Source organism: Streptomyces shenzhenensis (genome assembly GCF_003688995.1).
In the GTDB taxonomy this organism is placed as follows: Bacteria; Actinomycetota; Actinomycetes; order Streptomycetales; family Streptomycetaceae; genus Streptomyces; species Streptomyces shenzhenensis_A.
The window spans coordinates 144,526-158,783 of record NZ_PENI01000023.1; the positions used below are offsets into that span (position 1 = coordinate 144,526).

Sequence of the window (14,258 nt, forward strand, 5' to 3'; positions counted from 1 at the left end):
ATGAAGAGGAGTCCCATGCGTTACACCCTGCTCGGCCGCTCTGGCATCCGCGTGTCGGAGTTCGCCCTCGGCACGATGACCTTCGGCGACGACTGGGGATGGGGAGCATCTCCGGAGGCCAGCGTCAGAATGCTCGATCTCTACGCTGACGCCGGCGGCAATCTCATCGACACCGCGAACGCGTATACGGGTGGGACGTCCGAGACGATCATCGGGAATGCGCTGCGCGGGCGTCGTGACCGATTCGTCCTCGGCACGAAGTTCACGATGCAGACGGATCCGACCGATCCGGGTACGGCGGGCAACCACCGAAAGAACCTCGTCCGCTCGTTGGAGGGCAGCCTGCGCCGGCTGCAGACCGACTACCTCGACGTGTTGTGGGTGCATGCCCGGGACACGCTCACTCCGCTGCCGGAGCTGATGCGTGCGCTCGACGATCAGGTGCGAGCCGGGAAGGTCCTGCATGTCGGCGTCTCGGACTGGCCGGCGTGGGAGATCGCCCAGGCCAACACTCTCGCTGAGCTGCGTGGCTGGTCCGCCTTCGTCGGCGTGCAGCTGCGGTACAACCTGCTGAGTCGATCGGTGGAGTCCGAGCTCACGCCGATGGCGGAGGCGCACGACCTCGCGGTGCTCGCGTGGGGGCCGCTCGCCGAGGGCCGCCTGACCGGGAAGTACCTCGACGGCGGACAGGGGCGGCTCACCCGCGGAGGGTGGGACTTCAGCGGCGAGAGGAGCGACCACATCGTGCGCGAGGTCCTGCGCGTCGCCGATGAGGGCGGATGGACTCCCGCTCAGGTCGCCTTCGCATGGCTTCGCTCACGTTCCGGCACCGTGATCCCATTGCTCGGGGCGACGAGCGAGGCGCAGCTCCAGGCGAACCTCAGCGCCGCCGACATCGTGCTCGACGACGAAGCGCTCGAACGGCTCGACGTCGCGAGCGCACCGGAGCTCGGCTTTCCGCGGGACGTCATGGCGGGTGAGGACATGATCGGCATGGTCTACGGTTCGAACTGGCGTGAGACGGTCGACGGACGCCGGGCGTCGCGGCGGCCGGTCAACGACGACGTACGACTCGCCCTCGGCGCGCAGTCGAACCGATGAGGGAGAGAGCGTGACTCCGACCGCGGGATCTCGTCCTGACATGACGTCCGTCCGGCTCGCCGATGCGCGTGTGCACATCGATCCCGTCCGCGCCATCCGGGGCGACCTTCACATCGAGAGCGGCGTGATCACACACGTCGGGCCGGAAGCAGCCAGCGACGAGGCGCCGTCTCGACTTCGTGTCGATCTGCGTGGGGCGTCGGTCGTGCCCCTCCAGGTCGACGGCGCCGTGCGGGCCAGGCGCGGTGCCGACCCCCACGCGTACGACCTCGTGCCGGGGAACTCCGCGACCTTCGCGATCGTCTCGCGGCGCGTCCGCGGCGCCGAGGTCAGAGGAATGCTGATGATCCGCCCCGCCGATCTCATCGCCATCGTCGTCGCGGGTGAGATCGTCGCGTGGGAGGGCGTGCCCGTCGTCGAGGTGGCTGCCGATGCTGCCGAGGACTGGGAGGGGGTATGGGAAGACGCGTCCTACACCCTCGAGCAGCACCTCCTGCCCGGGGGACGGTACAGCGAAACCCGCAGCGGACGGACCGACGCCTACACCGGAAGGTACTGGACCCGTGGCGACCGCATCGTCTACCTCGACGACAGCGGCTTCTGGGCATTCGGTGTCCGATACCGCGAGACGCTGTTCCATGCGGACTTCGTCATGCACCGGTCGTAGCTCGTCGCGCCTGTGCCGAATGCGTGTGTGGCTGGGTCGGTTCGCCCTGCTGTCCCGCCCGAGCTCATCACCGAGACTCCCGTCGTCATGGACGGCTGGATCACGATGTGGTGAGCGGCGTCGAACGGAAGTGGTCGAGCTCGTCGGCGTGTCAGAGGGGCAGTCGGCGAGGCTGCCGCACCGCTTGGCGCCGTGGACGCCTCTCGTGCCGGAAGGCTGGATGCGACCGGTGCCGAGGGTGAGATCGACCATCTGCTCGGGCGGCGAGGAGAGGGTGCCCCAGCTGCGATCACGTAGACCTGCCCCGCGATGAGAGCCGCGGCGGCGTCGGCTGCCGGCGGCACGCCCCGACGCCACCGATCGTTCGTCGAGAAGTGGTCAGATCCGGCGGGGTCGATCGGGCTGCCATCCCGCCGCTCGCAGGGTGCGGTGAAGCGTGTCCCCCCACGGCGAGGGGGCGAAGGAGAAGCGTTCCGTCGCCGCCGTGGCGTCCAGGACGTACGGGCGCATCAGCTGATAGCTGAGCTGCGCGACTTCCCGCAGCAGCGGAGAGAAGAGGCCGAGCGTGCGAAGCGACGCCGGACTCATCCCGCGCACGGCGACGCGGGGGATTCCGGCGAGGTCCAGGAACTCGTCGATCATCTGCCGCTGTGTTCTCGGTGCGTGGCTGGGAACGTGCCACACCCTTCCATGCGCATCGGGGGCGTCGTAGACGGTGACGAGCAGGCGTGCGACGTCGTTGACATCGGTGAAGGTGTGGGGCGTGTCGACGCGTCCCACCATCCGTACCGTCTTGCCCTTCAGCGCGGTGGGGAGGGCGCGGCCGATATGCCCGGCGGCGCTCTCCCCGCCGATGTAGTCCGATCCGCGGACCTCGAACGCGCGAATCCTTCCCGCACGGTGCGCTGCGAGGGCATCGGCCCACACCCGTGCACGGAGTGCGCCCAGGTGATCGCGCGCATCGTCGGGCATTCCCTCATGCATGGGGGCGGTGACCGGGCCGAGAGGGTAGAGGTTTCCTGCCATCGCGTAGACCGCGCCCGTACGCTCCGTCGCGGTCAGGAGCGCAGAGGACATCAACGGCCACTGCCTGTCCCAGACCGGGTACGGACCGGGGTTCGCCGTGTGGAAGATCGCGCTGGCCCCGTCGGCGGCTCGGGTGAGCGCGTCCGGATCGGTCGCGTCGAGTGCCACGTTCGTGACCCCGGCGATCTCGGGCCCCCGGCCCGAGCGGCTTCCGAGCACGACGCGGTCGCCCCTCTCCGCAAGGATCGCTGCAACGTGCCGGCCCACGGGCCCGGCGCCGACGACGAGGTGCTGCTCTGGCACGAGAATCCTCCCATGTCCCGAACCAGAGGATGCTGGCCGGAAGTAACTGAACAGGTGTAGGTCACTCATGAGTGAACAGCTGTTCGCTAAGATTGTCAATCGGTCGCGGGTTCGGCGTGTGAGCATGGCCCGCAGAGGTGATGACGAGGGGAGATGCGATGGCGGAGTCGACGGGGCGTCCCCGTACAGCACGCGTGCGCAACCCGCGTGGCCAGGGTGGGCGCCTGCGCGAACAGCTGGTCGAGGCGGCGGCGCACCTGCTCGCTGACGCCGATCAGCCGGAGTCGCTCACGCTCCGGAGCGTCGCCCGTGAGGTCGGCGTCGCGCCCGCGAGCATCTATGGTCACTTCCCCGACCTCGGCGCACTCCTCGACCAGGTGCTGGAGCTTCGCTACCGGGAGCTCACCGAAGCGCTGCGGTCGGCCAGCGAGGGCCTGGACGGATCAGAGCGGCTCATGGGTCTGTGCGCAGCCTACGTCGGCTGGGGGCTCGACCATCCCGGCGAATACCGCACGCTCTTCGGGGGCAGAATCCCGGCCGGGGTCACGGTGGCGTCGCACGAGACGGGGATCGGACTTCTCGCGGTCCTCACCGCCGCACTCCCTGACCCTCTCGCAGACGGGGACGACGTGAAGCCCGACGAGCGCCAACGCGCGGGACTGTTGTTGTGGACGTCGCTCCATGGACTGGTATCCGCGCGGATGGAGCATCCCGGCATCCCCTGGCCTCCTTGGCGCGAGCACGTCGCGGACATCGTCGCGTTGCACGGTGCGGCTGGTGCCTGAGGGTGCGCTTTCGGCCGCCGTCGATGATTCCCGGACCCGAGGCTTCCCGCCTCGAAAGGGCAGGCATGACGTTGCGGGACGTGGAGGCCTATCTGTGTCAGCGTGCACCGCGGAAGGTCGACGCGGATCGCGCCCACGCGCTCGAAGCGGAAAGCGGCGCGCACGGCGGCGGTGGATGTCCGTCGCCGTGCGCGCCGCAGGATCGCGTCAGTTGTGCAGCTGCAGGGTCTCGCCGAAGCCCATGCGGTTCACGAAGGCTTCGCGCGTGAGGTCGGCGAAGGCCATGACGTGGTCGACGCCGGCCTCGGTGAAGTCGACGACGGTGCGGAACGGTTTCTGACCGCGGGGCAGGGCGAGAACGCGGGAGATCTCGTCGGCCACGCCCTGCGGGTCGGCCCGTACGCCGGGCCGCACGAGGGAGGCGGTGGCCTCCTCGTTGCGGGCCACGAGCGGGTCCAGCCGTGCGTAGGCGGCGGTGACCTCGGCGTCCGAGGCACGGCTCGCGTTCGGGAAGTGCGACGTGCCCTGCGTGATCGCGCCGGGCATCACGATGCTCGTCTCGATGCCGAACTGCGCCGCCTCGTAGGAGGTGACGACCGCGAGCGCGTCGAACGCGGCCTTCGAGGCGACGTACGGGCCGAGGAACGGCGGCGTGGTGACGATGATCGTGCTGCCGACATAGAGCAGCGTGCCCGAGCGCTGCGTGCGCAGGTAGGGCAGCGCCGCGCGGTTCACCCGGTGGGCGCCGATCGCGTTGACGTCGAGCAGGTGCGCGATGTCCTCGTCGGTGAACGCCTCGACGTAGCCGACGTAGAGATGGCCTGCGTTCTGGACGACGACATCGAGGCCGCCGCTGGTCTCCACGACGGCGGCGACGGCCTGGTTCGCGGACTCCTGCGAGCTGACATCGAGGTCGACGACGTGCAGGTCGAGGCCGTTCGCCGTGGCGTAGTCGGTGAGCGTGGCGGCGTGGGCGGCGTTGCGGCCCTGGGGGTCGCGCATGCTGGCCCAGACGGTGTGGCCGTCGTGGGCGAGCTGCTTGGCGGTGAGGTGGCCGATGCCGGTTGCGGCGCCGGTGATGAGGATGACGGACATCCGATGGCCTTCCGTTCTCGTGCGGCGCTTACGCGGCGCCGCCGTTGGCGTAGATGGTCTGGCCGTTGACCCAGCGGCCGGGGCCGGCGAGGAACGCGGTGACCTCGGCGATGTCCGCCGGGGTGCCGAGGCGCTCCATCGGGTTGAGCGAGGCGATGTGGTCGATGGCCTCCTGCGACTTGCCCTCGAAGAACAACGGGGTGGCGGTGGGGCCGGGGGCGACGGCGTTGACCGTCACGTCACGGCCACGCAGCTCGCGGGCCAGGATCAGGCTCATCGCCTCGACCGCGCCCTTGGACGCGGCGTAGGCGCCGTACGTGGGCGCCTGCAGGCGCGTGATGGTGGTGGAGAAGTTGATGATCGCCCCGCCGTTGCGCACCTGGCGGGCGGCGAGCTGGTCGATCACGAAGGTCCCGCGGACGTTGACGCGCTGGATGCGGTCGAAGGTCTCCAGGTCCATCTGGGCGATCGGGGCCAGCGGCATGATGCCCGCGCCACAGCCCCGGCACGGGCATCTGTCCATGGTCCGGCACGACGGACGCGACCTGTTCCGCGGCCTGCCGCAGGACTTCACCGCCGTCCGCTACCACTCGCTGGCCGTGCCCGAGCCACTGCCGGACACCCTGGAGGCCACCGCCTGGGCCGAGGACGGTGTCCTGATGGGGCTGCGGCACCGCAGCCGGCCGCTGTGGGGCGTGCAGTTCCACCCGGAGTCCGTGCTGACCGAGTACGGCCACCGCATGTTCGTCAACTTCCGCAATCTCACGGCGGAACGGGCCGGCCGGCCCCGTACCAAGAACACCGCCGTCACACCGGCCGCCGCCGCGATACCGCGCCCCCGGCAAGCGGTCCGCCCCGCCTACCGGCTGCACACCCGGCGCATCGCCGGCGCGGTCGACACGGAAGCCGCCTTCACCCGGATGTACGGGGCGTCGCACCGGGCGTTCTGGCTGGACAGCGCCCTGGTCGAGGAGGGACTCGCGCGGTTCTCGTTCTTCGGCGACGACAGCGGTCCGCTCGCGGAGTTCGTGCGCTACGACGTCGAGGCTGGCAGTTGCGAGATCGAGCGGCCGGGCCGGCCCACACGCAAGGTCGCGGCCAGCGTTTTCGACTACCTGAAACGGCAGTTGGCGACACGTCATGTCGAAGCGGGTGACCTGCCCTTCGACTTCACCGGCGGGTATGTCGGCTATTTCGGCTACGAGACCAAGGCCGACTGCGGCTCACCGAACCGGCACTCGTCCGATCTCCCCGACGCCTGCTGGCTGTTCGCGGACCGGCTGATCGCGGTGGACCATCTGAAGGGCTTCACCTACGCGGTCTGTCTCGCCGAGGACACCCCGCAGGCTGCGTGGGAGGCCACCGACTGGCTGGAGAGCGCGCTGGCTCAGCTGAGCTTCGTCGCCCCCGAGCCCGAACGCCCGCCGCTGTCCGCCCGGGCTGAGGCGGACCCCGGCGCCGCCGAGCCGTGGCTGGTGCGGGACCGGGAGACGTATCTCGCGGACATCGAGTCCTGCCAGGGCGAGTTGCGGGCAGGCACCAGCTACGAGATCTGTCTGACGAACGCGGCCCGTTTACCCGCCCCGCCGGACCCCTTTGCCTTCTACCGAGAGCTGCGCCGGATCAACCCGGCCCCGTACGCGGCCTTCCTGCGGCTGGGCGACGTGGACGTGGCCGGTTCGTCCCCCGAGCGGTTCCTGCGGATCACCCGCGACGGCGTGGCCGAGGCCCGCCCGATCAAGGGCACCGCGCCACGCGGCGACGGACCGGAGGACGACGCCCGGCTGCGGAACGCGCTCGCCGTGGACGCCAAGACGCGTGCCGAGAACCTGATGATCGTCGACCTGCTCCGCAACGACCTGGGCCAGGTCTGCCGGACCGGGTCGGTGCGCGTGACCCGGCTCATGGCCACCGAGACGTACGCGACCGTGCATCAACTGGTCTCCACCGTCGAGGGCCGGCTGCGGGAGGATGTCGGCGCCGTGGAGTGCGTACGGGCCTGCTTCCCCGGCGGTTCGATGACCGGAGCGCCGAAACTGCGCACCCTGGAGATCATCGACCGGCTGGAGACCGAGGCCCGCGGCGCGTACTCCGGTGCCCTCGGCTATCTGGGGTGCAGCGGGGGAGCGGACCTCAACATCGTCATCCGTACGGCCGTCCTCGCCGACGGGCTGATGCACCTGGGCGCCGGGGGCGCGATCGTGCTCGACTCCGATCCGGCCGGCGAGTACGACGAGATGCTCCTGAAGACCGCCGCCCAGATGCGGGCCCTTCACCGGTACACCGGTGACCGCATACGTGAGCAGCGGGACCACGCGGTGACCCGCGCCGCCCTGCGCGGCGAGCCGGTCCGCGCCGAGCACACCGTCACCGAGGAGCCCGTGCGATGACGACTCCGCAGACCGTGCTCCGGCCGGCCGAGGCCGAGGCCCCCGGCAATCTCGCCGCCCAGCTCGCCGGGCTGGCCGAGCGGCGCGGGTGGTCCGGGCGGGCCGCCTTCCACCAGGGCCATCGGACCTGGACCCACGGCGAGGTGCACGCGCTCGCCGCCCGGGCCGCCACGGTGCTCACCGGTCACGGAGTGCACCCCGGCGACCGGGTGGTACTGGCCCTGCCCGACGGCATCGCCTGGGTGACCGCCTTCCTGGCGACCGCCCGGCTCGGCGCCGTCGCCGTGCTGGTCAACCCTGAACTCCCGGCACCAGACCAGGAGTTCATGGCAGCGGACGCCGACGCCGTGCTCTGCGTGACCGGACCGGGCCTGGAAAGCCGCTTCCCTGAACGGCCGCGGCTCGGCGCCGATCAGCTGCTCGCCCTCACCGTCGCCTCCGACCAAGCCCCTGCCCACCCGGTCGACGCCCACGCGCCGTTGTACATCCAGTACACCTCCGGCACCACGGGCCGCCCCAAGGGCGCCGTGCACACGCACAGTGACCCGAAGGCGTACCACGACCTCATCGGCCGACAGCTGCTGCGGATCACCGAAGACGACGTCACCCTGTCGGTGTCCAAGCTGTACTTCGCCTACGGCTTCGGTAACACCTTCGTCTTCCCGCTCTTTTCCGGCTCCTCCGCCGTCCTGGTCGACCGGCGCCCGACCCCGGCCGCCGTCGACGAGCTGGTGGCCCGGCACCGGGTGACCCTCCTCTACTCCGTGCCGTCCGCCTACGCCGCGCTGGTCGCCGACCGCGGCAGCGGCCACCGCACCTGCTTCGCCTCGGTACGGGCCGCCGTGTCGGCGGGTGAGGGCCTCCCGACGCAACTCGGCGCACAGATCACCGAGTTGCTCGGCGCACCGGTGCTGGAACAGATCGGATCCACCGAGGCCGGTCACGCCTTCTGTGCCAACGGCCTCGGACACAACCACCCCGGCACCGTGGGCCGCCCCGTCCCCGGCTTCGAGGTGGAGTTGCGCGACAGCGCGGGCCGCCCGGTAGCGGACGGCACCGAGGGCGAGCTGTGGGTGCGCGGCCCGACCGTCACCCCCGGCTATCTGAACCGACCGCAGGACAGCGAACGCACCCTGATCGGCGGCTGGTTGGCCACCCATGACCGGGCGGTCCGCGAACCGGACGGGGCCTTCCGGCACCTGGGCCGCGCCGACGACATGGAGATGGTCGGCGGCATCACCGTCTCCCCGCTGGAGGTGGAGGCCGTCCTGCGCACCCACCCCGAGGCGAAGGAGGTCGCGGTCGCGGCCGTCACCGACGGGAAGGGAGCCAGCCGGCTGCGCGCCTTCGTCGTCCCCGTCACCCGGGCCCCCGAGGGACTTCAGGACGACCTGCTCCGGCTGGCCCGCGAGCGGCTCGCCGCCTTCAAGGTGCCGCGCAGCGTGAGCCTCGTCCCGTCCCTGCCCCGCACCTCGACCGGCAAGCTCCGCCGCCACCTGGTCCGCCAGGGCGCCTGGTGACGGCGGCAGACGTGGTCACCACGACAGAAAGGAACGGCCAGATGCGAGAGCTGCACCCGACGCTCGCCGACCGCGGATTCTACCTCGGCCCGCTCTTCCGACAGGCGGCCGAGCGCCACGGCGCCGTCCCCGTCACCCTGGACCGGCCCCTGGACACCCACCCCGCCCACAAGGTCGACCTCACCTACGCGGACCTCGCGGACCTCGTCGAGGACCTCTCCGGACGGCTGTGGGAGGCGGGCGTACGGCCCTCCGAGCGCGTGGTCGTCCACAAGGCCGACAACGTCGACATCGTGCTGCTGACCTGCGCGATCTCCCGCATCGGCGCGGTTCCCGTACTGCTCTCGCCCGCACTGGCCGGACCGGTCGCCGCCCAGCTCGTCGGAAAGCTGCGCCGGCCGTGGCTGATCACCGACCGGGCCACCCTGGACGGACCGCTCAAGGGCGTCGAGGTCCCGGTCCGGCGCGTCCTGTCCGTCGACGAGGCACCGGGGGCCGAGCCCCTCGCGAAGTACGCCGGTGTCGACGTTCCCACCGCCGTACGCCTGCACCCCCGCGAACCCGCCCTGATCACGCACAGCTCCGGCACCACCGGACTCCCCAAGCTCGCCGTGCACTGCGCGAACACCATGTGGAACCGACTGATCCCGCAGCAGGCGATGGGCTGGCCCACACGCGGCGAGACGGCCGCCCTGCACATGTCGTTCGTGCACTCGCGCTTCTACCACCTGCTCGGCGTCCTGCTCCGCTTCGGCAGCCCGCTGGTCCTCATCACCGACCCCGACCCCGCGGCGGTGGCACCACTACTGGCCTACCACCGGCCGGGCATCGTCGAGACCCACCCCAACACCTTCGTCCTGTGGGAGGAGCTGGCCGACGCACCCGGTGCGCCGCTGTCGCGGGTGCGGTCGTACGGCTCGACGTTCGACGCGATCCACCCGCGCACAGTACGACGGCTGCTGGACGCCTCCACACGGCGCACCCCCTGGCTGCTCCAGCTCTACGGCCAGAGCGAGACCGGGCCCGTCGCCTTCCAGTGGTTCACCCGGCGCAGCGCCGCCCGGGCCGACGGCCGCCGGGTCGGCATCGGGATACCGGGCTTCACCCGCGTCCGGATCACCGGCCCCGACGGAAGGCCCACGGCACCCGGAACACCCGGCCGGATCGAGGCCCGTACCCGCGGCCGGATCCTCACCTACCTCGGCCTCCAGGACCGCTACGACCGTCAACTCCACGACGGCTGGTGGGAGATGGGCGACATGGGCTACCGCAGCAGGCTCGGCGCCCTGTACCTGATCGACCGTGAGGTCGACCAGATCGACTCCGTGCACAGCAACCTGGAGGTCGAGGACACCCTGATGGAACGGCTGGAGGAACTGCGCGAGGTCGTCATCGTCCCCGGCGCCGACCGCGAGCCCGTGCCGGTGGTGTGCGTGCGCGGCGAGAACCCGCTGGACCCCGAGCGCTGGCGGAAGGCCACGGCCGATCTGCCGGCGATGGCCGAACCCCGGCAATGGCGGTTCGAGGAACTGCCGATGACCGCGACCTGGAAGGTGAAGCGGGTCGAGATCACCCGCATGCTGACGACGGGCGTACGCACGTGAAGCCCGTCGTGGTGGTCGGCGCCGGACCGGTGGGTCTTTCGGCGGCTCTCGCCCTGCGGGCGCGCGAACTGCCGGTCCTGCTATTGGAGTCGGACCCGAAGGACCGTCAACGACCCGGCAGCCGCGCCCTGTTCGTGCACCGGGAGACCCTCGCACTGCTCGACGGAATGCGACCGGGACTCGCCGCCGAGATCAGCTCCTACGGACGGACCTGGCAGACGCGGCGCACCCTGTACCGGGGACGCGAGGTGTACTCCCGTACCTTCCCGCCCCCGTCCGGTCCGCCGCCCTTCACCAGTCTGCGCCAGGTGGACACCGAGCGCTTCCTGCGGGCCGCGTGCGAGCGCGCCGGGGTGGAGTTCGTCTGGGACGCACGGGTGCGGGACGTCCGCACCACGCCGACGGGCGTCGCGCTGGAAGGCGCGGATGGACGGGAGTGGAAGTGCGCCTACGCGGTCGCCGCGGACGGCGCCCGGTCCGTCGTTCGGGGCTCGCTGGGCATCACCATGGAGGGAACCCGGGGCGAGGGCTTCCACGTCGTCGTGGACGTGGCCGACATCCCCGGTGCCGAACTGCCGCTGGAGCGCGTCTTCCACTACGAACATCCCGGCGTCGGCGGACGCAGTGTGATGCGGGTCCCGTTCACCGGGGGCTTCCAGATCGATCTTCAGTGCCGGGACGACGATGTCCAGGAGGAGTTCGGGACCGAGGAGACCGTACGGAAGTGGCTGCCGGCGGTCGTGGGCGAGGGGTACGACGACCGTGTCCTGTGGGTGTCGACGTACCGCTTCCTGCGCAAGGTGGCCGACACGTTCACCGACCGGCACCGGCGAGTGCTGCTCGTCGGCGAGGCGGCCCACCTCTTCCCGCCGTTCGGGGCGCGCGGCATGAACAGCGGCATCGCGGACGCGGCGGCGGCAGCCGAGGCGATCGCCACCGGTACGGTCGAGCGGTTCGATCAAGTACGGCGCTCCGCCGCGCTGTTCAACAGCGCCGCGGCCGGAGCCGCGCTGGACCATCTGCGTCCCCGGCGCCTGATCGTCCGCGTGAAGCAGCGTACGGCCGCCGCGCTCGCGCCCATGCTGCCGTGGTGCGGATCGTGGCTGGAGCACGCGCCGTACGGGCCACGGCGCGGAGCCGCAGCCGTCGCGGGCCGCACGTACTGAACAGATAGGAGTAGTTGTGACTCAATCGGTCATCATGGAGGGCCTGTCGGTGTGGTCACCGGACCACGGGCTGACACCTGCCGAGGCCTCCGAGGGGCGCCTGCTCGTTGCGGACTCCTGGCTGGTGCGGGACGGCCGGGTGCGCGGCCTCGACCGGCACCAGGAACGGTTCCTGCGCTCCTGCGGCGAGGTCGGCGGACCACGGCTGCACCAGCTGCTGAAGTTCTGGAGTCACATGACGGATGCGCTGCCGCGCACCGGAGAGTGGTTCCCACGGGTGGAACTGGCCCCCGGCTCCAAGGAGTTGCGGCTCCTGATGCGGCAGGCGCCACCACTCGGCACCGGTGTGCGCGTCTGGGCCACCGGTCAGTCGGACCCGCGGATCGTCCCCCGCCGCAAGGGCCCGGACCTGGATACTCTCTCCACTCTCCGCGGGCGTGCCTCGCAGGAGGGCGCGGAGGAAACGGTGCTCGTCACACCTTCCGGCGTCGTACTGGAGGCGGCCACCGCGAGCGTACTGTGGTGGGAGGACGACATCCTCTGCCTGCCCTCACCGCAACTGCCCGTCCTGCCCGGAGTGACCCTCGGCCTCATCCAGGAACGGGCTCTGCACGTCGGCATCCGCGTCGCCCACCGCGAGCGCACCGTGACCGAACTTGACGGTCGCGAAGTGTGGTTGGTGAACTCGCTGCACGGCATCCGGCCGGTGACGGCATGGATGGGCGGCCTCCTCCGGGCCGCGCCGGCGGAACGCGCCCCGGAATGGCGGACATGGCTGGAGGACATCATGCAGCCACTGCCGGAGAAATAGCGGACCAAGAACAGCGAAAAGAAATGCGGGCACCGGCCGAACTGGCCGATGCCCGCATTCCGCACGCTATTTCTTGACCGGCTGATAACCCCCCGGCACCATCCGCGTCGCGATCGCGATCCGGTTGTACGCGTTGATCACGGTCGCCGCCCAGATCAGCGCCGCGACCTGCTCCTCCGAGAACACCTCCGCGGCCTCGGCGTAGACCGCGTCGGGCACGTGCCCGTCGTGCACCAGGGTCACGGCCTCCGCCAACGCCAGTGCGGCACGCTCGCGTTCAGTGAAGAAGGGGGTCTCCCGCCAGGCGTTCAGCGCGTAGAGACGCTGCTCGGTCTCGCCCGCGGCGCGCGCGTCCTTGGTGTGCATGTCGAGGCAGAAGGCGCAGCCGTTGAGCTGCGAGGCGCGGATCCTGATCAGTTCCAGGATTTCCGGTTGAAGCTTGGCGTCCTGCGCCGCGGACACGGCCGCTGCGTGCAGGGATCCCATCGCTGCGGATACGTCGGGGGTGGTCTTCTTCAGGGCCACACGGGATATGGCGGGGTTATTGCTCATAAGGCGACTCTATCCGTGCCAAGGTATTCATGGGTAAGGAACGATGTAATTGCGGGCGCATAATTCACCGCGGTCAGGCATTCGGAGACCGGGCTCCTGAGATCGGGCTCGCCAGGATCATGCTGTCCGCAGGCTCTGGGTGCCAGTCGGTGACTACCTGGACGCCGGGGTCGATCAGATCGAGTCCCGTGAAGAACCGGGCTGTGAATGGGTGGGGTGGTGTCAGCGGGTTGGGTGTCACCCTGGCCTGATACGGGGAACAGCGCGCTGAGCTGTCCTTTCGTTCCCTGGTACCCGCGGGTTGCGGCTGTCATGGAGTGACTAAAAGGCTGTCACGTGCTGCGGATTCCGTGTAGCACAGCTGGTGGGTGCTGACGTGTAGATACCCATTCCTGTGCACGGTGGGGGGCGCCCGAGTGTGCTGGTGGGCATGACTGCTCAGCCATCGTTGTCGGTGTCTCCCCGTCCGAGGGAACGTTCGGATGTGGGTCGCCCTGCCGCCCAGGCCATGCCCCTCGCGTCGCCTTCGCAGGACAAGGGGCTGGTACGGCAGGTGTTGGTACGCCGGCTTCTCGCGCTGGACGAGACCGGCACGCTGGAATCGGTACACGTCAGGATCGCGGCCGAGACGGTCGGAGTGTCCGTACGCACAGCCTGGCGTTGGCTCGCGAGGGCTCGTCAGGGCCAGACCCAGCCGGCCTACCGGCGTGGAGGGTTCCTGCTGGACGACACGCTGTGGCCCGACTCGAAGAGCTGGACGGGAACGTCTCCGAGTTGCACCGGCAGTTGTCCCAAGCAGGTGACGACTCCGTCCTGCCCGTCCCGCTGCCTTCGCTGGCGACCATGCACCGGGCGGTACGCGAGCAACGCCGGGCGGGCCGGGTCTTCCAGAGCACGCGCCCCGGGAAACGGCATGTGGATCCCGACCGCTATGACCGGGCCCTGGCCGAGCTGGCTCTGCCAGGAACTGTCGATGAGACTGGTCAGGCCCCGCCTGAACTGGCTTGCCCTGTGGGGCGGGTGGGAAGGATGTCGCTGTGCCCAAGCCTTATCCGGAGGAGTTCCGCGAGGATGTCGTACGGGTCGCAAGGAACCGCGGCCCGGGCGTGATGGTGGAGCAGGTGGCCGCCGACTTCGGAGTGCACGCGATGACGCTGTGGAAATGGATGCGTCGCGCGGACATCGACGACGGGGTGAAACCCGGAACGACCAGCCAGGAGAGCGCGGAACTCCGGGAA

12 protein-coding genes and 1 pseudogene are annotated in these 14,258 nt (G+C 70.3%); 9 read left to right on the forward strand and 4 right to left on the reverse strand.

All coding sequences use genetic code 11. The annotated features are described in order from the left end of the window. Window positions 1-15: 15 nt before the first annotated feature. Both CTZ28_RS30420 and CTZ28_RS48755 read left to right on the forward strand, forming a co-directional pair. Window positions 16-1,101: an aldo/keto reductase gene (locus CTZ28_RS30420; protein ID WP_121892918.1), complete on the forward strand. Its 1,086-nt coding sequence runs from the start codon at window positions 16-18 to the stop codon at window positions 1,099-1,101. Window positions 1,102-1,141: 40 nt separating this feature from the next. Next, the gene (locus CTZ28_RS48755) at window positions 1,142-1,768 is read left to right on the forward strand and encodes an Atu4866 domain-containing protein (protein WP_121892919.1); all 627 of its coding nucleotides are present in this window, start codon (window positions 1,142-1,144) and stop codon (window positions 1,766-1,768) included. A 378-nt stretch (window positions 1,769-2,146) separates the two neighbouring features. On the opposite strand, the gene CTZ28_RS30430 is transcribed toward CTZ28_RS48755, so the two are convergent. Further along, entirely contained in the window at window positions 2,147-3,097 is a 951-nt protein-coding gene (locus tag CTZ28_RS30430; protein ID WP_220795454.1) for an NAD-dependent epimerase/dehydratase family protein, read from the reverse strand. Window positions 3,098-3,255: 158 nt separating this feature from the next. Between CTZ28_RS30430 and CTZ28_RS30435 the strand changes: the two genes are divergently transcribed. Next, on the forward strand, window positions 3,256-3,882 hold the full coding sequence (locus CTZ28_RS30435) for a TetR/AcrR family transcriptional regulator (RefSeq protein WP_121892921.1): 627 nt from the start codon (window positions 3,256-3,258) through the stop codon (window positions 3,880-3,882). A 207-nt stretch (window positions 3,883-4,089) separates the two neighbouring features. Here the strand turns inward: CTZ28_RS30435 and CTZ28_RS30440 are convergent, their stop codons facing one another. Both CTZ28_RS30440 and CTZ28_RS30445 read right to left on the reverse strand, forming a co-directional pair. Continuing rightward, window positions 4,090-4,977 carry an SDR family NAD(P)-dependent oxidoreductase gene (locus tag CTZ28_RS30440; protein WP_121892922.1) on the reverse strand — a complete coding sequence of 296 codons (888 nt, stop codon included), beginning with the start codon at window positions 4,975-4,977 and terminating at the stop codon, window positions 4,090-4,092. Window positions 4,978-5,005: 28 nt separating this feature from the next. Continuing rightward, window positions 5,006-5,470, reverse strand: a pseudogene (locus CTZ28_RS30445) (SDR family oxidoreductase); the annotation flags it as partial. Between CTZ28_RS30445 and pabB the strand changes: the two are divergent. Genes pabB through CTZ28_RS30470 form a run of 5 tightly spaced genes read left to right on the forward strand, consistent with a single transcriptional unit; the run spans window position 5,460 to window position 12,468 of the window. Then, the gene (gene pabB / locus CTZ28_RS30450; protein WP_259471887.1) at window positions 5,460-7,367 is read left to right on the forward strand and encodes an aminodeoxychorismate synthase component I; all 1,908 of its coding nucleotides are present in this window, start codon (window positions 5,460-5,462) and stop codon (window positions 7,365-7,367) included. The pseudogene CTZ28_RS30445 and the gene pabB sit on opposite strands and share 11 nt — an antisense overlap. Continuing rightward, a complete protein-coding gene (locus CTZ28_RS30455) occupies window positions 7,364-8,887 on the forward strand; it encodes a benzoate-CoA ligase family protein (protein WP_121892925.1) in 1,524 nt (507 codons plus the stop codon). The genes pabB and CTZ28_RS30455 overlap by 4 nt, the downstream gene beginning before the upstream one ends. Window positions 8,888-8,928: 41 nt before the next feature. Further along, window positions 8,929-10,491 (forward strand): class I adenylate-forming enzyme family protein, encoded by a 1,563-nt coding sequence (locus CTZ28_RS30460; protein WP_121892926.1) that lies wholly within the window; start codon window positions 8,929-8,931, stop codon window positions 10,489-10,491. Continuing rightward, complete coding sequence (locus tag CTZ28_RS30465; RefSeq protein ID WP_259471888.1) at window positions 10,488-11,657, forward strand: FAD-dependent monooxygenase; 1,170 nt, start codon at window positions 10,488-10,490, stop codon at window positions 11,655-11,657. The genes CTZ28_RS30460 and CTZ28_RS30465 overlap by 4 nt, the downstream gene beginning before the upstream one ends. Before the next feature lie 16 nt (window positions 11,658-11,673). Then, on the forward strand, window positions 11,674-12,468 hold the full coding sequence (locus tag CTZ28_RS30470; protein ID WP_121892928.1) for an aminotransferase class IV: 795 nt from the start codon (window positions 11,674-11,676) through the stop codon (window positions 12,466-12,468). 66 nt (window positions 12,469-12,534) lie between these two features. On the opposite strand, the gene CTZ28_RS30475 is transcribed toward CTZ28_RS30470, so the two are convergent. After that, the gene (locus CTZ28_RS30475) at window positions 12,535-13,020 is read right to left on the reverse strand and encodes a carboxymuconolactone decarboxylase family protein (protein ID WP_121892929.1); all 486 of its coding nucleotides are present in this window, start codon (window positions 13,018-13,020) and stop codon (window positions 12,535-12,537) included. 1,037 nt (window positions 13,021-14,057) lie between these two features. Between CTZ28_RS30475 and CTZ28_RS30485 the strand changes: the two genes are divergently transcribed. After that, a partial coding sequence (locus CTZ28_RS30485) for a transposase (RefSeq protein WP_147481219.1) occupies window positions 14,058-14,258 on the forward strand: 201 nt, incomplete at its 3' end.